Here is a 21041-nt window from a genome sequence, read left to right as displayed (position 1 = left end):
CTCGCGTGGGCACAAAACGCGGGCAAAAACAGTATTGGGGGTGGACGATATGACACAATCGGTAAAAGACCAAGTAAGCGAACAAGAATGGCAAACGCGTGTTGACCTTGCTGCATGCTATCGCGCAGTGGCTATGTACGGATGGGACGATTTAATTTTTACCCACATATCTGCACGCGTTCCGGGGCCCGACCATCACTTCCTCATAAACCCTTATGGCATGATGTTCGACGAAGTTACTGCGTCAAGCTTGGTGAAAGTGGATCTTCAAGGAAACAAAGTGATGGACAGTGAACACGAAGTAAATCCGGCAGGATTTACTATTCACAGCGCCGTGCATGAGGCAAGAGAAGACGCAAAGTGTGTATTACATTTGCACACAGCCGAGGGCGTTGCAGTTTCTATTTTAGAAGAAGGGCTCCAACCGTATTCTCAACAGTCGTTGTTTCCATTGGCATCACTGTCTTATCACGCGTACGAAGGTGTAGCCCTAAATCCTGATGAGAAAGCACGGCTAGTACGCGATTTGGGTAATACGCAGTTTATGATTTTACGCAATCATGGCTTGTTAACCTGTGCTGACAATATTGCAGACGCATTCCTTTTTATGTTTATTTTACAGCGCGCATGCGAAATACAGCTTAAAGCACAAGCTACAAACCAGCCGCTTATTCCTATCCATTCTGCTATTTTGGACGGTATTAGGGCGCAGGCTGAACAGGTTACAAAAGGTGCTGGCGGTGCGTTAGCATGGCCGGGTATTAAACGTCGTGTTGCACGTCATTTTCCGGGTTTTGATGAATAACAAGTCAAAAGCAAATGGCAGGTTCTTTAACTAAAACGTAAAAGAAGCTGCATAGCGCTAGGTGTAAACCATGGCTTTGCGTTACACTTAGCGCTATGAAAATACTCCTTGAAGACACTATTCCTTTCGGTCGCGACTACCTCGATGATCTAGGTGACGTTACCACCTATGCGTGGCAATCGCTTAAACCTGAAGATCTGCAGCACACTAATATTCTTGCTCTTAGGTCGACAACAAAAGTTACGCCTGAATTACTTGCAAATGCAAAGCATCTTAGTTTTGTTACCACTGCAACTGCAGGTACGAATCATCTAGATAAAGACTATTTATCAAACGCAAATATTGGCTTTAATTCGGCGGCGGGGTGTAATGCGGTAGCCGTAGCTGAATATGTGCTAAGTGTAATGCTGCATGCCCATGTAGCAGGCAAGGTAGATTTAAACACTGCAACCGTGGGTATTGTTGGCGCAGGCAATGTGGGTAGCACGTTATCGCGAATTCTTTCAGTGCTAAATATAAAGCATTTGTTGTGCGATCCGCCGCTTGACGAGGCTGGCGATGCTAGGCGTTTTTCAAGTTTACATGAAATAGCGAACTGCGATGTTATTTCACTCCATGTTCCTTACGTTAAAGCGGGCGCCCATCCCACAGGACATTTAATTGACCAAGATTTTTTGGCTGCACTTACAAGTAAACAGATGTTAATTAATGCATGTCGCGGTGAAGTAATAGATGAAAGTGCGCTGCTAGCAAGATTAAAGCAGGATAACGCGCCCACGATTGTGCTTGATGTATTCGATAACGAACCCAATATCGATACACGCTTGTTTGACCATGCATGGTTTGTAACGCCGCATATCGCAGGTCACTCGGTTGAGGGGAAAGTGCGCGGTACACAAATGATTTATGAACAGATTTGTGAGGTTGTTGGCGCAAAAGCTACTAAATCGTTAGATGATTTTCTAGAGTCCACTTCACCTATTTCTGCTGAGCTTAATTTTGCGCAATGTGAAAAACTAGTGTTTGAAGACTTAGCGAAAGTATTTCATCAAGTGTACGACATCAGCATAGACGATCAGCACACGCGCCGCGCAATGGCGCAATCTGACAGCGAAGCTTTACACGATAAAGGCGCTATATTTGCCTCTTTGCGTAAGCAATACCGTGTGCGAAGAGAATGCAGTGCTTACAGATTAATGCTGCCATGCGATACAAGCAAAAGCATACAGAATATCTTTTCAGCATTGGGTTTTTATGTGCAGCTTGGCTGAATGTAATTTGTCGTTTTACTAATAACGATTGAAAAGTAATCAACCAGCCTAACAGGCAATAGATAGCGCTAAAACAAAGAGCGTTATTACTTTATTATCACGGTACAACAAAATAAAGGCGTACCAAAACACGTCAGTTTTCATTTTTAAACAAGCAAAGCAGAACAAGCTTGTTTGACCAAAGTAGGAGCATTAAGCATTATGTCGCAAGCGTTTGACGTAGCGGTATTGGGTGCCACAGGTTTAGTGGGCCAAACCATGATTGAACTATTAGAAGAGCGTGATTTTCCTGTAAATCGTTTGTATCCGCTTGCAAGTAAACGTTCAGCAGGTACCACCGTGTCGTTTAAAGGCGAAGATATTGAGGTGCTAGATGCTGATGATTTCGATTGGTCTCTTGTTCAATTCGGGTTCTTCTCAGCAGGTGGTAGCATTTCAGAGAAGTTTGCCCCAAGAGCAGCAGAAGAGGGATGCATTGTTATCGACAACACGTCACACTTCAGATACGAGCCAGACATTCCTCTTGTAGTACCAGAAGTAAATGCTCATGCGCTGGCTGACTTCAGAAATCGCAACATCATTGCTAACCCTAACTGCTCAACTATTCAAATGTTGGTAGCACTTAAGCCTATTCAAGACGCCGTAGGTATAGACAGAATTAACGTATGTACCTACCAGTCAGTGTCTGGCGCCGGTAAAGAAGCAATGGAAGAGCTTGCAAAACAAACGGCGGGGTTGCTTAACGCCAGAGAAGTTAAGAACGAAGCATTCAGCCGCCAAATTGCATTCAACGTTATTCCTCAAATTGATGTATTCCAAGATAACGATTACACCAAAGAAGAAATGAAAATGTTGTGGGAAACGCAGAAAATAATGGGTGACGAAAGCATTTTAGTAAATGCTACTGCGGTTCGCGTGCCCGTTTTTTACGGTCATGCCGAAGCAATTCATTTGGAAACGCGCTCGCCTATCGACGCGGAGCAAGTGAAGCAACTTTTAGCGGATGCACCCGGCGTGACGGTTTACGACACGAATGAGCAGTTTCCAACTCAAGTATCTAGTGCAAGCGGCAACGACATTGTGCATGTAGGCCGAATTCGTAACGATATTACGCACCCTTGTGGTCTTAACTTATGGGTAGTATCAGACAATATCCGTAAGGGCGCTGCTACAAACAGCATCCAAATTGCTGAAACGCTTATTCGCGATTACTTGTAATTGTGGCAAGCGGCGTAATCTATGCCTTGTTTTTTAGGCCTAGCTTTCTGGGCTTAGTTCTCTAGGCGTAATGGCTAAGCATAGAAAAAGTAAACCTTTTTCTATGCTTGCCGATAGACTAGGAGTACAAGTGAAATCAGCAAAACATGTTGTCAAACTAGATTGACCTGAATAACTGGTTTATAGTTTGAGTAATAGCATTAAGTCGTTTTATCGACGTTTTATAAAAATAGCATTAAGTCAGTTACTTAGGGTGTTTCATGTTTCCGGAAATAGCCTAGCGATAAACATGTGCTGACAGTATATGTCACCGCCAAATGTTAGGTGCGCCGGTGATTAAAAAATAAAAATAAAAGCCAATACACTTCTTATAAAAACGATTGGCTGTAAATCCGCCTTATCGTCATGGGCGGTAAAGACGCTTGAGGGCATATAGGATAGCTATGAAATTGCATTTGACGGGCTTACTTCTACTTACACTTTGTTTGTCTGCCCCTATCGCTACTGTCGATGCACAGGAGCGCAATACCCTGTTAAAAGGCCCTAAAGACGCCAGCGATCAATTTTCAGGCCTTGAATACGGCCCAATAGACTCTAACGATACGTTATGGCGCATTGCAGAACGCTATCGTCAAAACAACAATTTAAGCGTTTATCAAGTGATGAGCGCAATCTACGAATTAAACCCCAATGCTTTTGAAAACGGTAACTTAAACCTGCTGGTTGATGGCGCCGTGTTAAAGCTGCCTTCCGAGCGTTATATAGCCCGCATCGACAAAAACAAAGCGCAAATGCGTGCCGAGCAAGACGACCGTGAATTTGCAAAAATGCTCAATGAGCCAGGGAGCAGTGTTAAAAACATCAAGCCTGCGTCTCCACTGGTAAATCAAAACGACCTATCGCAAACGCAAAACGATATCGAACAGAAAATTACTGCGCTTGATGCTGAGCAAAACCGTCAGTTCGACGAACTTCGCATGCAGTTCGCAGCATCACTGGATAACGTTCAGGCACTGCTTGACGAAAATAAAAAGCTTTACGAGCGCGTGGACGCGGTAAACGGCGAGATAGAAAATCTGCGCGGCCAAGTGGAAGGCGATGTTAAGGCGCAGCTTGATATGCAAGTAGCGTTGCAGCAAGAGTTGCTTGATATGATAAAAGCTGAACAAGCACAGCGAGAGGCCGAAAAAGAAACCTCAGTTTTATCTGCGCTTACCAGCCCATTAAGTTTAATCATTGGTTCGTCTATTTTGTCGCTGCTGCTAGTTGGCGGTCTTATTACCTGGTTGCTCAAACGTAATTCAACGCCGCAGCAAGCTCCTGAAACCACACCTCCAATTACCGCTGGTAACGACGATGTGCCGGTGCCTGAATCGGACGTTGCTGACTTGTCGAGTGCGCTCAACGCCGACTTAGATGATACCGCCGACTTATCAGATGACGATTTATTCAACGACGACGATTTGCTCGATGATGTGCTTACTTCTGATTTAGAAGAAAGCTTGGACGATGAGCTAGAGACGTTTGCCGACCTTGAAGACGATATGTTGGTGCCTGATGAAGACAATGAAGAATTGTTTGAAGAAGGTGGTGATGAGCTTGATCAAAGTGAATTAGATAGTTTGTTTGATGACGATGATTTATCAGACAAAGTACTTAATGAAGATAACGATGACTTAGAAGGGTTCGACCTTTCAGGTGATGACGACGTTTTTGAAGAAGCTACCGACGATGCTGAGTCTACCGATGAAAGTGAGACGACAAGTGACGCCGACAGCAATACAGACGATTTCGATGTTGACGATTTAATTGACGGTGTTCAAGACCAAAGTGCTGACAGCGAAGAAAGCGTAGACCCCGATGACATCCTCGCAGAAGTAGCGCAAAGCGATAATGAAACTGATGAGGACAGCAACGAAACCGTTGATGATGACGATATCGATGCCCTGTTAGAAGGGGCTGGCACAGACAATAGCGACGATAATGTCGATTCAGAAAATGATGAAACCACATCGTTACTTCCTAGTGTTGAAGACGAAGACGACAAGCCTGAAATAAGCATTGATGACCTGTTGGAAGAACACGGCGTAGATGCTGGTTTAACTGATGAGTTAGACAGCAACGACGATTTAATTAATGAAGACATGCTGGGAAAACTTGATGATGAGATAAACCAGCAGAACAAAGAAATAAACAAGATAACAGACGATTTGCTGAATGAAATTGAGCAAATTGAAATGATGGGCGGCCTTGATGACTTCGACGACGATGATGAAGAAGAAGACATCGATACGTCGACACCATCGCCGCAGTCTATTCAAAGCCTTGATGCAATTACCGATGATTTAGATGAAGTGATTGACGAGGAAATTGAAAGTGATACCGATTTTAGCGATCCGCTTTCTGATGAGTTAATCGCCGAGTTGCAGGCCGAAGATGAGGGCAATGACGAATTTGGTGTTGAATCTGAGCAAGAAAATGATTTAGACGATTCGTTAACCGACGAGTTACTTGCTGAGCTTGAGGCTGAGCTCGATTCGGAAGAAGAAGTAAGCCCGAGCTCGGATGACAGCGCTGATAACGTTGAAGACTCTGTTGGCGTTGAAGACTCTGTTAACGTTGAAGACTCTGAAAGCGACGAAATTGAAGATGATTTCAGTGACCCGCTAACCGATGAACTGCTTGCTGAGCTAGAGGCCGAAGAAACAGATGCTGACGATATAGACTCTCTCAGTGATGAGCTATTGTCGGAGCTATCGGAAGAAGACGATGAAGAGCTTGCTGAAGAACTAGAAGAATCAGAAGAACAGCAGTCAGAGCAAACAGCAGAACAAGATGTTGACTTCGATGAAGTAGCCAGTGAAGAAAGTGATGAAGGCGCTACGGAAGAGCTTACTGAAGAAGCCGAAAACGAAATCACGGAAAACGCATTAGAAGATGAAATCGCTGAACAATCTGTCGACGATGAAATAGATGCAGAAGCTGAAGAGAATTCAGCTCCAGATGATGAAACTTTAGCTGAAAGCGCCGTCGAGTTCGGTTCAGATGAAGTTGCAGACCATGATGAGCAAAGCCCTGATCAGCAGGTCCACGATCAGCAGGACGATGCTGAGCCAGAGGATACAGTTCAAGAAGTTTCCGAGCTAGAAGACTTAGATCAAGAAAGCTTAGATCAAGAAAGCATAAATCAAGAAGAGCTGTCTGAAGTTGATTCTGAAGCTGATGAAATAGACGATGATACTAGCGAAGATGCTTTAACAAGTGATGACAATGCAGGCGCTGAATTAGAAGATGCGCTTGAGACTGAGCTGTCAATTGACGATAGTGATGCGTCAAATGCCCTTGACGATGAATTAGCAACTGAAGACACCCTGCCAGAGCCAGAGCCAGAGCCAGAGCCAGAGCCAGAGCCAGAGCCAGAGCCAGAGCCAGAGCCAGAGCCAGAGCCAGAGCCAGAGCCAGAGCCAGAGCCAGAGCCAGAAAGCGAAATAGATGAGACTGAGCTAACCGGCGACACAACAGAAGAGCCGATAACTGACGACCAGCAAATTGAAGACGCATTATCAGACGTTGATAGTGACGAATTAAATGCTGATGAAGTCGATGAAGAAGAACCTAGTGAACTGTCAGAAGTGCAGGATGATACTGCTGAAGTAGACGCTCAAGATGAAGCAGCAGAAGATCAACAAGTAGACCCGCTTGACGATGCTATCGAAGCATTCGAACAACAGATGATGGACGATATTCCTTCGTTTTCTGAGGTTGATGCAACCGATACCGCGTCGAACGAGCCAGCTGAGCAAGAGCCAGAAGATGCTGTTGAAGAGGAATCTGAAGACGTATCAGATGAAAATAGTGAAGATGAGTTTGACGATAGCCTGCTCGACGCCGCATTTGATGAAGTAGATACATTCGAGCTAGAGCAAGAGGTTGATGGTGTTATTGATTCCGACAGTGAATCACTTGCAAGCGACCGTGAAGATTCTCACGACTTAGCGCCAGAAGAACTTGCATCGAGAGAGGAAGCTGCATCACAAGAGGGATTTGCTGATTCCGATGATAATTCAGACCAAACCCAGCAAAGCATTGACGAATTAGACGATGTGCCTGGTTTAGATGACTGGTTGTCTAGCAATGACAATTCTGACGATGAGGCTGTTTTAGAAGACTTAGACAGTGCTGAATTTGATGAGCTTCTTCAAAGCTTAGAGTCTGACGAGCCTGCACAAGCGCAAGACATCGAAGAGACTGAGTTATCATTACAAGATGACGTAGACGACGAGGAAACATTCTCGTTGGATGAAGCTGAAGAAGATACTGTTACTTCAGATGAGGGGGATTCGCAGGACTCAAGCGACACTGATAATCATGAAGAAGCAGCTTTGCCAGATATCGCAGGCACTACAGATACTGATGCTCAAGACGATATCTTTGAATTAAAAGATGGTGATTTAGACGACAGTGATTTAGAAGAGTTCTTTGAACTTGAGGGCGGTGAAGAGGAAGCCAGTGACAGTGAGCTTGATGATTTATCACTGCCTGACGAATTTGAGATTGAAGACGCTGATGAGCCTAACGTAGATCCGAGCGAAGAGGCGACTGTTGAGCAGGCAGCAGACAATCAAGAAGGTGCCAACGATAAAGCCAACGAGCAGAAAGATGACGATTTAACACTGGATAATCCTGACCTAGATTTGGCAGCCTTGCTAAACGATGGCGGTGATAGTGTTGAAGCAGGGGCTCAAAGGGTTGAGCCAGAGGATTTTCTAGACGTCGAAGCATTGATGGATGAGGGCGATGATGCTAGTGAAGTCGATCCTGACAGTCAAGATCTTGACCTTGATGTAAGTTTGTCTGATTTCACCGGCGTAACAGATGAAGACACCGTTATCGATATAGATAAAGATGCAGGCCAAAACGCGAATTTAGATTTAGCGCGTGCTTACATTGAAATGGATGATGTTGATGCAGCAAGAGAGTTGCTCGATGAAGTTATTCGCGACGGTAATCAAGAGCAAAAAGAAGAAGCAGAATCTATTTTGAATGGCATTGGCTAATTGCATGTTAAGTGTGACATGACTACACTTAGCGCCTTTTAGTTTAGAGGTAGTCAAAGATGGGGCGAATTGCCTTAGGCATTGAATACGATGGTGCAGCAGTTTATGGCTGGCAGCGTCAGCGCGAAGTACCCAGTGTTCAAGAGCATCTTGAAAAAGCACTTTCAACGGTAGCTAACCAGCCAATTGAAGTTCAATGTGCCGGCCGCACAGATGCTGGCGTTCATGCTACTGGGCAGGTTGTTCATTTTGACTGTGACGCACCTCGCAATGAGCGAGCATGGACGCTGGGCGTTAATGCTAACCTTCCTAATTCGGTAGCCGTTACGTGGGCTAAAAACGTTAGTGATGATTTTCATGCGCGTTTTTCAGCCACTCACCGTCGATACCGTTACGTCATTCATAACACAAAGATGCGACCAGCCATTCTCAATAGTGGTGTCACCCATGTTCACCGCACGTTAGATGAGGTTAAAATGCATGAAGCAGCGCAGGCATTGCTAGGTGAACAAGACTTTACCTCTTTTCGCGCAGCGTTGTGTCAAAGTAATACGCCATTTCGAAATGTAACTGATGTGAGTGTCTACAGGCAGGGGCGTTATGTAATAATCGATATTCGTGCCAATGCTTTTTTGCATCATATGGTGCGCAATATCACTGGGGCACTCGTTGAAATCGGCGCTGGTGAGCAGGACGTTGATTGGATTGCCCACCTGTTAAGTTTAAAAGATCGCAGCCAGTCTGCAGCGACAGCAAAACCAAACGGTTTATACTTGGTAGACGTTACATACCCTGAAGAACATGGATTACCCAAGCCGCCCTTAGGCCCGCTTTTTCTTCCAGAATATTAGGCTTTAATCACCACGAGCAAAGAGACTCTCCATGTTTTTGTGGCATAACAAAACGAAACTGATTCTACTGGCGCTAGTATTGCTGCCTTCTTCGTTGCATGCCACAACAACACCCAAACAAACCACCATTCGGTTTGCTGTTAACACTCCCGGTTCTGCGCCCTGAACTTGTTGACTTACAGGCTGTTATCAATGAAGCATTAACCAAGTTTGTAAATAGCGGTGCTAGAGATGAAGCATTGAAACGCCATTCTGGTGATGCAAGCTTTCCAAAAGGAAAATGTTAGGGGCATTTTGCAGTCTCTCTGTAAAGCTTGTGTAATTTTCAACCAAATCCCCCCAACTTCTTAGACCAGTTTTGTTTTTTCCATTTCGTTGTATTGTGGTCTAATAGCGCGCTATATTAGATAGCTGTTTTGTGGTGATGCGTGTCTTTTCTTGGTATTGCTACAACATGCACAAAATTTCAGTCTTGCTGGTCAACTATGAATAAACATCAAAAATTGTGGCCGGCAAACAAAAATAAAGGATTCATTTTCAATGAGCTGGATTCAAAAGATTCTCCCTCGCACGCAAACGTCAACCAAAGGTAATGTACCTGAAGGAATTTGGACCAAGTGTGGTTCTTGCCAGGCAGTGCTTTATAAAAGTGAGTTAGAAAAGCTTCAGGAAGTTTGCCCGAAGTGTGACCATCATATGCGCATTACTGCGCGTCGTCGCATTGATGCATTTCTTGACGATGGCGACCGCGTAGAACTTGGTGCTGAACACGAGCCGCAGGATGTATTGAAGTTCAAAGACTCAAAGCGCTATAAAGACCGCATTGTAGCGGCGCAAAAATCAACGAACGAAAAAGACGCTCTAGTCGTTATGCAAGGCAAGCTTAAGGGCATGCCGGTTGTTGTTGCGTGTTTTGAGTTCGCGTTTATGGGCGGTTCAATGGCGTCTGTGGTTGGTGCGCGTTTTGTCGCCGCGGTTAATGCATGTCTAGAAAATAATATGCCGCTAATCTGCTTTTCTGCAAGCGGTGGCGCACGAATGCAGGAAGCACTTATGTCACTAATGCAAATGGCGAAAACGTCTGCAGCATTGGCGAAAATGAGTAAAAAGGGCCTTCCTTATATTTCAGTACTTACCGATCCCACCATGGGCGGTGTATCAGCCAGTCTTGCAATGCTTGGTGATGTTAACGTTGCCGAGCCAAAAGCACTTATCGGCTTTGCTGGCCCTCGTGTTATCGAACAAACTGTGCGTGAGAAGTTACCGGAAGGATTCCAGCGCAGTGAATTCTTGGTAGAGAAGGGCGCAATTGACATGATTGTTGACCGCAGAGATATGCGTGATAGATTACATGGTCTGTTAGTTAAGTTGCATAACAATCATTAGTGAATAACCAAAAAAATACTTCCGTTGGCTCAGCAGGTGCGCCTGTACCGTCTTCAAAAAGCCTGAGCCAATGGCTATCCTACTTAGAGTCAATTCATCCTAGCGCTATTGATATGGGGCTAGACAGAGTAAAAGCCGTTGCGAATGCTATGAAGCTATCGCTAGACGGCAGCTTGGTCATTACCGTTGCCGGAACTAACGGCAAGGGCACTACATGTCGCTTGCTTGAGCAAGCATTACTAGCGCAAGGTAAAACCGTTGCGGTATATAGCTCTCCTCACCTAATTGACTATCGCGAAAGAGTGCGCCTAAACGGCGAACTGGCCAACGCTGAAGCCTTTGTGTCGTCTTTTGAATTCGTTGAAGAAGCGAGAGAAGATGTAACCCTTACCTATTTCGAGTTTGGTACGCTTGCTGCAATGAAGATGATGCAGGAGTGGAGTGTTGATGTAGCCATTCTTGAAGTAGGCTTAGGCGGACGTTTAGACGCTACCAACATTATCGACCCTGACCTTGCGGTAATAACCACAATAGATTTAGACCACCAAGATTGGTTGGGCAACACACGTGAAAAAATTGCCCGCGAGAAAGCCGGAATTATGCGTCATCAAGGAAAAGCCGTTGTTGGTGATTTATTCCCACCGTCTTCGCTGTATGACGTTGCCAATGAACTGCAAGCAGTTGTTCGCTGGGCTACTGAAGACTTTATTAGCGAAATTAAAAACGATGGTAATGCCTGGTCATGGAAGGGTAAAACGTACGCGTTCGACAATCTGCCATACCCTAATATACCGTTACAAAACGCAAGCACAGCGCTTGCGGCATTAGAATACCTTGAAATGATGCCCAGCGAGTCATCGCTGCAGAAAATCATAGCCAATACGGTTATGCCAGGAAGGCAGCAGACAATCAGTGACGACCCTCTCGTGGTGGTTGATGTAGCCCACAACCCGCAGGCTACTACCGCTATGCAGGTATGGCTTCAACGATACGACGTCAGCAGAATGCGTATTGTTGTTGGTATGCTTAAAGACAAATCTATTGCTGAAACATTGGCGCCGTTAAGTGAGATAAATGCAAACTGGTATGTGGCCACTACTGAGGGGCCTCGCGGATGTAATGCTGAAGTACTTGAAAATGCACTTGTTAATGCCGGCACAACCATAGAGAATATAGCCACTTACGACAGCGTTTCAGCGGCATACTCTAAGGCACGTGCAGATTACCAGCCCGGTGAGCTAATTTTGGTATTTGGCTCTTTTGTTACCGTGGCAGATGTGCTTGCTAAGTAGTGCGCTAATGCGCACCTACTGCATTTCGTCGAGTATTCAGGGTTTTAGCGGGAGATTACAGTGACATCGGCATTAAAGAATAGACTGGTTGGCACCATTATTATTGTGGCGTTAGCCGTTATTTTTTTACCAGACTTTTTAGACGGTAAGAAACAAACTAACAGAGAGCCTTTTGTTTCTGTGCCAGCCAACCCGCCAGTAAAGCCTATTGTTGAGCCAGAACCTTTTCCTACAGAGCGTGTAGCTAAGGCTGCAGTACCTGAAGTAACGCTTCAGGATGAAACGCCATCAGACGAACTGTTGGAAGAAAATTCGGCTCGAACTGTTAGCAACACGGCTGAAGATGTAGCTAAAAACAGTGCAAAAGAAATTGCAGAAGACGACTTAGCTAGTCAGACCGTTATAGAAACGAAAAGCGATATTGCTGATGAAGATGCTGGCTGGGTGATACAGCTTGGTAGCTTCAGACACGAAAAAAATGTAAAAGCGCTGCTTTCAAAACTGGAAAAAGCAGGGTATCGCGCGTTTAGCCGAAAAATACAAACAAGCTCAGGTAAGCTTAATAAAGTATTTGTTGGCCCAGATTTAGACAAAAAGAAGCTTGAAACGGCGCTTCCACACCTTAAAGAGCTAACAGGGCTTAAAGGCAAGGTGACTACGTTCAAAGTAGAGTAAGTTTTCCAATTAGGGCATCCAGTTTGATGCTCAGTATTATTACGCACTAGTAATATTTCTTGCTTCTGTTAGAATGCGCGCCATCTCGCCAAAGGCTCGTTACTGCATGAAAATTCGTGCGTAACAACAACGCAAAAAAGAGACGATGAACTGGGTAGACTTTTCCATACTGGGTATCATTGCGGTATCTACCTTAATAAGCCTCATCAGAGGTTTTGTTAAAGAAGCCATTTCTTTAGTGGTATGGTTCGCTGCACTCTTTATTTCAAGCAACTTCTACGCAGACCTTGCCGTTTACTTCACAGCCATTGACGACCCCTATTTGAAAAACGGTGCTGCTATTGCGGCGCTGTTCGTTACAACACTCATTTTAGGTGGCATGATTAACTTTGCAATCAGCCAACTGGTGCAAGCTACCGGGCTGTCTGGAACAGACCGCGCGCTTGGCATTGTGTTTGGTGCGCTACGCGGCGTGCTAATAGTTAGCGCTTTACTGTTTTTTATGGACACCTTTACCAGCGCAGCCTCAGCAGCTTGGTGGCAAGCGTCGGTGCTCATCCCAGAGTTTGGTATTATTATTGAGTGGTTTTTCAGCTATGTGAAAGACTCCTCCAGTTTCTTAAATCCCGCTTGAAATAGGTAACGCACATGTGTGGTATTGTCGGAATAGTTGGTAAAACGCCTGTCGCTCAGTCACTGTATGACGGTCTCACGGTTATTCAACACCGTGGACAAGATGCAGCAGGTATAATGACTATCGACCAAAATATGTTTAATTTGCGTAAAGCAAATGGCTTGGTTCGAGATGTCTTCCATACGCGCCATATGAAGCGTCTGACGGGAAATATGGGAATAGGGCACGTTCGCTATCCCACTGCAGGCACATCGAGCTCTGCAGAAGCGCAGCCGTTTTATGTGAACTCACCTTTTGGTATTGCGTTTGCTCACAATGGTAACCTTACCAACGCGCATGAGTTGCAAGAAGAAGTTTTTCGTATTGCACGTCGCCATATAAATACAACGTCCGACTCTGAATTGCTGCTTAACATTCTAGCCCATGAGCTTCAGCAAGTTGCAGGCTTAAGCGTAAGCGCAGAGCATATTTTTGAAGTCGTGACCAAAGTGCACAAAAAAATCCGCGGTGCCTATGCGGTTGTTGCTGCTATTATCGGGCAGGGCATTGTGGCATTTCGTGACCCGCACGGTATTCGCCCACTGGCGTTAGGTAAGCGCATGACTGAGCTTGGCGAAGAGTGGATGGTAGCTTCTGAAAGCGTTGCAATAGACGCTGTTGGCTTCCAATTTGTTCGCGACGTAGCGCCAGGTGAAGCGGTTTTCATTACTGAAGAAGGACAACTTCACACTCGTCAGTGTGCAGACAACCCAATCACATCACCTTGTATCTTTGAATTCGTTTACTTTGCGCGTCCAGATAGCTTTATCGACGGCATTTCTGTTTACGCATCACGTGTAAACATGGGGCGTAAGCTAGGTGAAAAAATTAAGCGCGAATGGGCCGACCTTGATATTGATGTGGTGATCCCAATTCCTGAAACCTCTATGGATGTGGCGCTACAAATTGCTAATACGCTTGAACTGCCATACCGCCAAGGGTTTGTGAAAAACCGTTACATTGGTCGCACGTTTATTATGCCTGGCCAAACCATGCGTAAAAAATCAGTTCGCCGCAAACTTAACGCTATTTCTTCAGAGTTTAAAGGCAAGAGCGTACTGTTGGTAGATGACTCTATTGTACGTGGCACAACGTCTGGACAGATTATCGAAATGGCTCGCGAGTCAGGTGCGAAGAAGGTGTATTTTGCTTCAGCGGCACCGGAAATTCGTTTCCCTAATGTTTATGGTATCGATATGCCGTCTGCAAATGAACTCATTGCTTACGGTCGTGAAATAGACCAAATTGCTGAGTTAATCCAAGCCGACGGACTAATTTTCCAAGATATTTCTGACTTAGTTGAAGCGGTAAAAGAAGAAAACGACAGCATCCAGCGTTTTGAAACGTCGGTGTTTGACGGTAACTATATTACTGCCGATATAAACCAAGAATATCTAGAGCGCATCGATATGTCACGTGGCGAAAAGTCGCGTAAAGCGCCAGTGGTACAAGCTGAGCTTAGCAACCTTGATGTTCATAATATCGAAGGCTCTGATGATTAATCATTACAGTCACTGACCATGAAGATAATAAAAAAGCCGCAGTCAATGCGGCTTTTTTGTGACATTAATTATTAAAACGTGAAGTGTTTAGTGGACAAAAACGGGCCCGCCATACAAGCCCCATACTAATACTGAGCCTGTCATTAAAATAACCAATAAAACCAGCCCGCAGGTAACTACTGAGCTAGAGTAAATAAAGCCTTTGTCTTCGTGCATGTGCATTAAAATAGGTACGCCAGAGTAAAGTAAGTACACTGAGTAGCTAATCCCTACCAAAAGCGCTGTCATAACAACCCACAGCTCAGGGTAAAGCCCTGCAAAACCCACCATAAACAACGGTGTTGCAGTGTAGGCCGCAAGCTCCAACGACTGAGTATAGGTAGGTGATACATCGAATGCTTTTGCCAGCTCGTGAATAAGCACTGCTAACGCTACAACCCCTGCAATAAGGCCGAAATACATTCCAATGCCCATCATAATAGCGCTTTGTTCGCTAAGACGAATAGTGTCGCCAGCGCCAATGCTCCAGCCGGTATGCGCACTAGAATAGTAAGCAACAACAGAGGGGATTAATGCAATAAATGCGATATGAGTGAGCGCGTAAAAATACGTTTCATGCTTTGTATCGATGGTTTGCCACTCTTCCTTAGGATGAGTGTAGATACCAATTAAATGGTTTAAGATCATAAGTCCTGCCTTGTTTCACCAACGTTTTTATTCTTCAAATGAATTATTGTTGTAAGGCAGTGGGACAATCTAATAGATGAAGCTACGTTTTTAAGTAAACGCTGCTGCATGCAAATACACGGCGCCAAGCGCAAAAAAAACTGCCGTTAACAATATGTTTACAATTTGAGTGTGCAGGAATACCGCAAGGCCGTCAACAACTATTGGTTAATATTTGATCGCACCAATAGTAAAGGCTTTTTTTGAGGCTTTGGAACGAAAGGCTTTAAGACGAAAAGCTTTTATACAAAAGTGCCTTAAGCCGCTACAGGAGCGCCAGAGTGGAAGCGAAAAGTTTCATCAACGCTTTCAATCAACGATTTTTCGACCTCTCCAAAATGCTTTACCCGTTCTTCAATGTCTGTATTTGAAATGGCGGCAGCCAATGTTAAGTAGTCTTCAAAGTGGCGTGCTTCAGAGCGTAGCAGCGATACGTAAAACTTACCTAGCTCTTCTGATACATGAGGGGCAAGTTTGGCAAAACGCTCGCAAGAGCGTGCTTCAATGTAAGCACCGCATATTAGCTTATCGACTAATTTTTCTGGCTCGTAAGTGCGAACGTGACGAAGAAGTCCGTTGGCATAGCGGCTCGACGTTACCGATTTATAGTCAAAGCCCAGAGTGTGCATTATCTCTAAAACTTGATAAAAGTGATGAAGCTCTTCTTTAATTAACATTACCATTTTATCTAGCATGTCCTTTTTAAAAGGGTCTAAGCCTTCTACGTTGAACACACTTTTTGAAAGGTGTTTAGTGTTAAGCGATTCCCAATCACCTTCGTGACGATAAGTAAAATCTTCGTAGGGTTTTAACCAGCCAAGAAGTACTTTACTTGTTTCGTCATCGGCCACGTATCGACGTAACAGATACATTGCGCTTTGTGCAGCTTTTAGCTCGCAAATAAGATGGTCGGTAAGCAGAATACGCAGGTTGTCTTCTTGTTTGGCTTCTTCAATCCACGATTCAGGCGTTTCGCATTGTAAAAATGCATTAACGGGCGCTAAAAGAGATGAAGCTTCAACAGAAGAAATAACCGACATAATGTAACACTACCTACCAAGTTTGTTGCGTTGTCTAAATTCGGCCGCAATACTACCCGATAGGCAATAACCCATACAACTTAAAAAAGTGATAAAACCGTTATGAATTACCTTGCGCATCTGTTCCTAGCTAGGAAAACGCCAGACTCTCACTTTGGTAACCTGCTGGGTGATTTTAGGCGCGGAGTTGATGTATCAGTTTATTCAAATAACGTCTTACTTGGGCTTGAAAACCATTATGCGGTAGATAAGTTTACCGATGCTCATGAAAGCGTAGTAACCGCAAAACAATTTTTTCACACAAGTAGGCGACGATTTGCTCCCGTGGCGTTAGATATCTATTTTGATCACTTGCTCATAAAGCACTGGCGCAGCTTTAGCCATATTCCTTTTGAACAATTCTGTGCAAGTAGCTTTAACCTATTGGAGCAAGGTTTACCCAAGATGCCGCGCACAATGCAACACAGTATTGGCCATATGATTACGCATAATTGGTTCGAAGACTATGCCAAGGAAGAGGGGATCGCCAAGGCTATATCGGTTGTGGCGAAGCGCATTCGTTTTACCAATGAATTCCATAAAACAGTGGACGATATCGAAAAGCACAAAGATACAATAGAGAAGCAATTTCTTTCATTCTTCCCTGAACTCATCACATTTGTTTCGCAACATGGACCAGAAAGTACGTTAAAGTAAAATACTCCGCTGTTTACGCATGCTGCATACGTCGAAAATTTCAGTTACTTTATCGAGCATGGGTTAGGAATTGGCCGTGACACTGTATAGTGGTCGGGTGATAAAACATACAACCTCAAAATAAAAAAGAACTTACTATGAAAATCAGAACATCATTGTCCAGGGCTGGCGCAATATGGTTTGCCTTGTTTACCCTTGTTTCGGTTAGTCAAGTTGCTAATGCACAAGAGCACAGACGCACTATCGAAATTGATAGTTCAGTAAAGACTGAACACGAAACTAAAATTCTTGGAAAGCGCGTTAAATATAGTGCAACGACAGGCACACAGCCAGTGTGGAATAAAAAAGATGAAGCAGTCGCGACATTATTTTACACCTATTACCAGCGTACTGATGTTAAAGACAACGCAACGCGCCCGCTTATTATTTCGTTCAATGGTGGTCCAGGCTCTGCGTCGGTATGGATGCACGTAGCGTATACCGGCCCTCGTATATTAAATATCGATAACGAAGGTTATCCGGTTCAGCCTTACGGTGTACAAACTAACCCTTATTCCATTCTAGACGTAGCTGACATTGTCTTTGTAAACCCAGTAAATACTGGTTATAGCCGCGTACTGCCAGACGCTGAAGGTAACATGCCGTCTAAAGAAGAGCAGAAGAAATTGTTCTTTGGCGTCAATGCCGATATTAGCTATCTTGCCGATTGGGTGAACACGTTTGTAACGCGCAATAACCGCTGGCGCTCGCCTAAGTACTTAATTGGTGAAAGCTATGGCACAACCCGTGTTTCAGGGTTAGCGTTAGAGCTTCAAAACCGCCAGTGGATGTATTTAAATGGCGTAGTGTTAGTGTCACCAACCGATATTGGTATTGAGCGTAATGGACCTGTAAAAGCGGCGAATCGCTTACCTTACTTTGCCGCCACTGCGTGGTATCACAACAAGCTAGACAGCGAATTGCAAAGTAAAGACTTACTTGAGCTGCTGCCAGAAGTTGAAGACTTTACCATCAACAAGCTTATTCCAGCGTTAGCTAAAGGCGGTTTTATTGGTGCCGAAGAGAAGCGTGCCGTACTTGCGCAAATGGCACGTTACTCAGGGTTGTCTGAAGAAGCGATTTCTCAGAATAACCTAGATGTAAGCACCTTCTATTTTTGGAAAGAGTTGCTTCGCGACGAAGGCAAAACACTTGGCCGTCTTGATAGCCGATATTTAGGTATTGATGCCAAGCAAAGTGGCGATCGTCCAGATTACTGGGCTGAGCTAACGTCTTGGTTGCATTCGTTTACGCCTGCAATTAACTATTACCTGCGCGAAGAACTAAACTACAAAACCGACACCAAATACAATATGTTCGGCGACGTGCACCCGTGGGATAGAAGCAATAACAAAACAGGTGAAAATCTGCGTTTGGCCATGGCTCAAAACCCGTACTTAAATGTGATGGTTCAGGCCGGTTATTACGATGGTGCCACGAACTATTTTGATGCCAAATATACGATGTGGCAGCTAGATCAAAGTGGTGTTATGAAAGACCGTTTAAGTTTTAAAGGCTATCGCAGTGGGCATATGATGTACTTACGTCGCGATGACCTTAAACAGTCTAACCAAGATTTACGCGAGTTTATCAAAAGCAGCACGCCCGAAGCCGGCGAACCTGCAATGTATCAGCGATAGTTATCGTTAAAGGTTGGGGCAGAGGGTTGCCCCAACACTAGCTAATTAGCGTTGATTTTAAAAACAAAACTAAAAAAACAAAAAACGCCTTATTCCAAATTATCTTGCAAGCTTTCTTCTTTTATCACGTTTAGCTCACATAAATGGATAAGCATTTTTTGGGTGCGTGCTTTAAGCATGTCTCTTAAAAGCCTTACTGCAGGGGTAATTGTTTGTCTGCTTGGGCAAATAAGCCACAGCTGTGTAGGCCTTGGCGAATATTCAGGTAACATTCGAATTAGGCGCTTATTCACAATGTCGTCATAAGCATCTAAGCTCGATTTTATGGCAATGCCTTTACCGGCTACAGCCCACTTACGAACAATTTCACCGTCGTTTGCTATTCTATTTCCACTCATTTTAACTTTGGTTTGCGTACCGTCTCGCAGAAACTCCCACTCGTCATAGGTTTTATCGTATAACTGATAAAACAAGCCATTGTGCTGTTGAAGTGTTTGAATGCTAGAAGGCACTCCGTGCTTGTTGATATATGCAGGAGAGGCCACTAACAAGGAAGGAACGTTACATATTTTAAACCCGTATGTACTTGCGTCAGAAGGCTGACCATATCGTAGTACAAGGTCGATTGGATCACGGTAGAAGTCGACTTTACTATCGCTTAAATGCAGCTTTACGCTTATGTTCTCGTGAGAATCCATAAAGGTATCAAGCCACGGAACAACAAGGTTTCTACCTAAGTCTGAAGATATTCCTAAGCTGATTTCGCCCTCAACAATACCGTTGTCAGCTTTTACGTTTTGCTGTGCGTCGTTAAGCATTTTAAGTGCTTCATGGCAGGTAGGCATGAAACGCTCTCCAGCAGCTGAAAGTCTTAAAGAGCGGGTGGTGCGTACAAATAACTAAGTGCCCAGCTGTTGTTCAACGCGCTTTATTGCGGCACTGGCGGTTGCTGAGCGCATGTTTAAGTGTGTGGCAGCTGCAGTAATATTTCTAAACTCAGCCACTTTCAGAACTATATTTAGGTCGTTAAGAAGCATTATTCTCAAAAATTTTTTGATAATGTTTCTTTTATTGTGCTGTTTATTACGAATTAATCAAGCGTATGATGATGGTATGTGAATTAACAAGAGATAATGTTATGAAAGCCGTTGGATATACACAGTCACTTGCAGTGACAGAGAAAAATGCATTAGTAGACGTTGAAATTGATAAGCCACAGGCGAGTGGAAGCGACTTACTTGTAAACGTAACTGCAATAGCGGTTAATCCTGTGGACTATAAAATTCGTCATCGTGTAAACCCAGAGGGCGGTATACCTAAAATATTAGGTTGGGACGCTGTAGGTGAAGTTGTTGAAGTGGGCAACGAGGTTGAGAACTTTAATATTGGCGATAAAGTGTATTATGCAGGAGACCTAACTCGAAGCGGTTCAAATGCTGAATTTCAATTAGTGGATGAACGCATTGTGGGTAAAGCGCCAAAAAGTTTGTCTGACAGTGAAGCAGCTGCCTTACCGCTCACCACAATAACGGCCTATGAGATGCTGTTCGACCACCTAGCTATCAAAAAGCAGTCTAACGCGAGTGACGAGGTTGTGTTAGTGGTTGGCGCTGCCGGTGGTGTAGGCTCAATCGCGTTACAGCTATTGAAATGTTTAACAGGAGCTACGGTAATTGCAACGGCGTCTAGAGAAAGCTCAAAAGAGTGGGTTACTTCATTGGGGGCCGACTACGTTATTGACCATAGCAAGCCAATGGCCGAGCAACTACGTGAACTCAATGTGGGTGAAATTACACATATTGCAAGCCTGAATAATACGGGCGCTTACATGGATGACTTTGTTGAAATGTTAAAGCCAAAGGGGCGCTTGGCGTTAATTGATGACCCTGAACATCTTGATGTATCGAAGCTTAAGCAAAAGAGTATTTCTTTACACTGGGAGTTTATGTTCACACGTTCTATGTTTGAAACAGACGACATGATTGAACAAAGCAACCTGCTTAACGAGGTATCTGCGCTTATAGACGAAGGTAAAATTAAAACCACAGTAGGAAAACATTTAGGAAAAATTAACGCTGCAAACCTCATTGAAGCGCATAAAACGTTAGAAGCAGGCACCGCTATTGGCAAGCTAGTGTTGGAAGGCTTTTAATATTTATCGATGATTAGA

General features: G+C 44.3%; 16 protein-coding genes and 1 pseudogene. 14 read left to right on the top strand and 3 right to left on the bottom strand.

What is annotated here, in order from left to right; translation table 11 throughout:
* The first annotated feature begins 49 nt into the window (after positions 1-49).
* The 11 genes from ACGHAV_RS13620 (at position 50) to purF (ending at position 14730) form a co-directional block, all read left to right on the top strand.
* A complete protein-coding gene (locus tag ACGHAV_RS13620) occupies positions 50-805 on the top strand; it encodes a class II aldolase/adducin family protein (RefSeq protein ID WP_390381676.1) in 756 nt (251 codons plus the stop codon).
* 95 nt (positions 806-900) lie between these two features.
* Positions 901-2076, top strand: coding sequence for a 4-phosphoerythronate dehydrogenase (locus ACGHAV_RS13615; protein ID WP_390381673.1), 1176 nt, complete (start codon positions 901-903; stop codon positions 2074-2076).
* 201 nt (positions 2077-2277) lie between these two features.
* Positions 2278-3294, top strand: coding sequence for an aspartate-semialdehyde dehydrogenase (locus ACGHAV_RS13610; RefSeq protein ID WP_390381670.1), 1017 nt, complete (start codon positions 2278-2280; stop codon positions 3292-3294).
* A 443-nt stretch (positions 3295-3737) separates the two neighbouring features.
* Positions 3738-8351 carry a FimV/HubP family polar landmark protein gene (locus tag ACGHAV_RS13605; protein ID WP_390381667.1) on the top strand — a complete coding sequence of 1538 codons (4614 nt, stop codon included), beginning with the start codon at positions 3738-3740 and terminating at the stop codon, positions 8349-8351.
* Positions 8352-8410: 59 nt separating this feature from the next.
* Positions 8411-9202 carry a tRNA pseudouridine(38-40) synthase TruA gene (truA, locus tag ACGHAV_RS13600; RefSeq protein WP_390381664.1) on the top strand — a complete coding sequence of 264 codons (792 nt, stop codon included), beginning with the start codon at positions 8411-8413 and terminating at the stop codon, positions 9200-9202.
* Positions 9203-9300: 98 nt separating this feature from the next.
* Positions 9301-9489 (top strand): hypothetical protein, encoded by a 189-nt coding sequence (locus tag ACGHAV_RS13595; protein WP_390381661.1) that lies wholly within the window; start codon positions 9301-9303, stop codon positions 9487-9489.
* Between the two features lie 253 nt (positions 9490-9742).
* Positions 9743-10588 carry an acetyl-CoA carboxylase, carboxyltransferase subunit beta gene (gene accD / locus ACGHAV_RS13590; protein WP_334014837.1) on the top strand — a complete coding sequence of 282 codons (846 nt, stop codon included), beginning with the start codon at positions 9743-9745 and terminating at the stop codon, positions 10586-10588.
* Positions 10588-11880, top strand: coding sequence for a bifunctional tetrahydrofolate synthase/dihydrofolate synthase (gene folC / locus ACGHAV_RS13585; RefSeq protein ID WP_390381658.1), 1293 nt, complete (start codon positions 10588-10590; stop codon positions 11878-11880). The genes accD and folC overlap by 1 nt, the downstream gene beginning before the upstream one ends.
* A gap of 60 nt (positions 11881-11940) precedes the next feature.
* The gene (locus tag ACGHAV_RS13580; RefSeq protein ID WP_390381655.1) at positions 11941-12555 is read left to right on the top strand and encodes an SPOR domain-containing protein; all 615 of its coding nucleotides are present in this window, start codon (positions 11941-11943) and stop codon (positions 12553-12555) included.
* A 145-nt stretch (positions 12556-12700) separates the two neighbouring features.
* Entirely contained in the window at positions 12701-13189 is a 489-nt protein-coding gene (locus ACGHAV_RS13575) for a CvpA family protein (protein WP_334014842.1), read from the top strand.
* Between the two features lie 14 nt (positions 13190-13203).
* Positions 13204-14730: an amidophosphoribosyltransferase gene (purF, locus tag ACGHAV_RS13570; RefSeq protein WP_334014843.1), complete on the top strand. Its 1527-nt coding sequence runs from the start codon at positions 13204-13206 to the stop codon at positions 14728-14730.
* 87 nt (positions 14731-14817) lie between these two features.
* Here purF and ACGHAV_RS13565 read toward each other — a convergent pair whose 3' ends face one another.
* Positions 14818-15417, bottom strand: a complete 600-nt coding sequence (locus ACGHAV_RS13565; RefSeq protein ID WP_334014844.1) for a Yip1 family protein — start codon at positions 15415-15417, stop codon at positions 14818-14820.
* A 296-nt stretch (positions 15418-15713) separates the two neighbouring features.
* Positions 15714-16496, bottom strand: coding sequence for a tRNA-(ms[2]io[6]A)-hydroxylase (locus tag ACGHAV_RS13560; RefSeq protein ID WP_390381651.1), 783 nt, complete (start codon positions 16494-16496; stop codon positions 15714-15716).
* Between the two features lie 102 nt (positions 16497-16598).
* Here ACGHAV_RS13560 and ACGHAV_RS13555 point away from each other — a divergent pair, with 102 nt between their 5' ends.
* Both ACGHAV_RS13555 and ACGHAV_RS13550 read left to right on the top strand, forming a co-directional pair.
* The gene (locus ACGHAV_RS13555; protein WP_390381648.1) at positions 16599-17192 is read left to right on the top strand and encodes an ACP phosphodiesterase; all 594 of its coding nucleotides are present in this window, start codon (positions 16599-16601) and stop codon (positions 17190-17192) included.
* Positions 17193-17329: 137 nt separating this feature from the next.
* Positions 17330-18871 (top strand): S10 family peptidase, encoded by a 1542-nt coding sequence (locus ACGHAV_RS13550; RefSeq protein WP_390381646.1) that lies wholly within the window; start codon positions 17330-17332, stop codon positions 18869-18871.
* A gap of 89 nt (positions 18872-18960) precedes the next feature.
* On the opposite strand, the pseudogene ACGHAV_RS13545 reads toward ACGHAV_RS13550, so the two are convergent.
* Positions 18961-19908, bottom strand: a pseudogene (locus ACGHAV_RS13545) (LysR family transcriptional regulator).
* 101 nt (positions 19909-20009) lie between these two features.
* Between ACGHAV_RS13545 and ACGHAV_RS13540 the strand changes: the two are divergent.
* Positions 20010-21023 (top strand): zinc-binding alcohol dehydrogenase family protein, encoded by a 1014-nt coding sequence (locus tag ACGHAV_RS13540; RefSeq protein ID WP_390381643.1) that lies wholly within the window; start codon positions 20010-20012, stop codon positions 21021-21023.
* Positions 21024-21041 lie beyond the last annotated feature (18 nt).

The sequence above is a fragment of the Alteromonas sp. MTD1 genome, from assembly GCF_042848195.1.
Lineage (GTDB): Bacteria > Pseudomonadota > Gammaproteobacteria > Enterobacterales > Alteromonadaceae > Alteromonas.
This window is presented reverse-complemented; position numbering and strand designations above follow the sequence as displayed.

What these genes read in the sequence shown, in the direction of transcription:
- ACGHAV_RS13540 (WP_390381643.1), top strand. Translation starts at nt 20,010, where the DNA reads ATGAAAGCCGTTGGATATACACAGTCACTTGCAGTGACAGAGAAAAAT.
- purF (WP_334014843.1), top strand. Translation starts at nt 13,204, where the DNA reads ATGTGTGGTATTGTCGGAATAGTTGGTAAAACGCCTGTCGCTCAGTCA.
- ACGHAV_RS13595 (WP_390381661.1), top strand. Translation starts at nt 9,301, where the DNA reads ATGCCACAACAACACCCAAACAAACCACCATTCGGTTTGCTGTTAACA.
- accD (WP_334014837.1), top strand. Translation starts at nt 9,743, where the DNA reads ATGAGCTGGATTCAAAAGATTCTCCCTCGCACGCAAACGTCAACCAAA.
- ACGHAV_RS13620 (WP_390381676.1), top strand. Translation starts at nt 50, where the DNA reads ATGACACAATCGGTAAAAGACCAAGTAAGCGAACAAGAATGGCAAACG.
- ACGHAV_RS13575 (WP_334014842.1), top strand. Translation starts at nt 12,701, where the DNA reads ATGAACTGGGTAGACTTTTCCATACTGGGTATCATTGCGGTATCTACC.
- ACGHAV_RS13610 (WP_390381670.1), top strand. Translation starts at nt 2,278, where the DNA reads ATGTCGCAAGCGTTTGACGTAGCGGTATTGGGTGCCACAGGTTTAGTG.
- ACGHAV_RS13555 (WP_390381648.1), top strand. Translation starts at nt 16,599, where the DNA reads ATGAATTACCTTGCGCATCTGTTCCTAGCTAGGAAAACGCCAGACTCT.
- ACGHAV_RS13565 (WP_334014844.1), bottom strand. Translation starts at nt 15,417, where the DNA reads ATGATCTTAAACCATTTAATTGGTATCTACACTCATCCTAAGGAAGAG.
- ACGHAV_RS13550 (WP_390381646.1), top strand. Translation starts at nt 17,330, where the DNA reads ATGAAAATCAGAACATCATTGTCCAGGGCTGGCGCAATATGGTTTGCC.
- truA (WP_390381664.1), top strand. Translation starts at nt 8,411, where the DNA reads ATGGGGCGAATTGCCTTAGGCATTGAATACGATGGTGCAGCAGTTTAT.
- ACGHAV_RS13615 (WP_390381673.1), top strand. Translation starts at nt 901, where the DNA reads ATGAAAATACTCCTTGAAGACACTATTCCTTTCGGTCGCGACTACCTC.
- ACGHAV_RS13605 (WP_390381667.1), top strand. Translation starts at nt 3,738, where the DNA reads ATGAAATTGCATTTGACGGGCTTACTTCTACTTACACTTTGTTTGTCT.
- ACGHAV_RS13560 (WP_390381651.1), bottom strand. Translation starts at nt 16,496, where the DNA reads ATGTCGGTTATTTCTTCTGTTGAAGCTTCATCTCTTTTAGCGCCCGTT.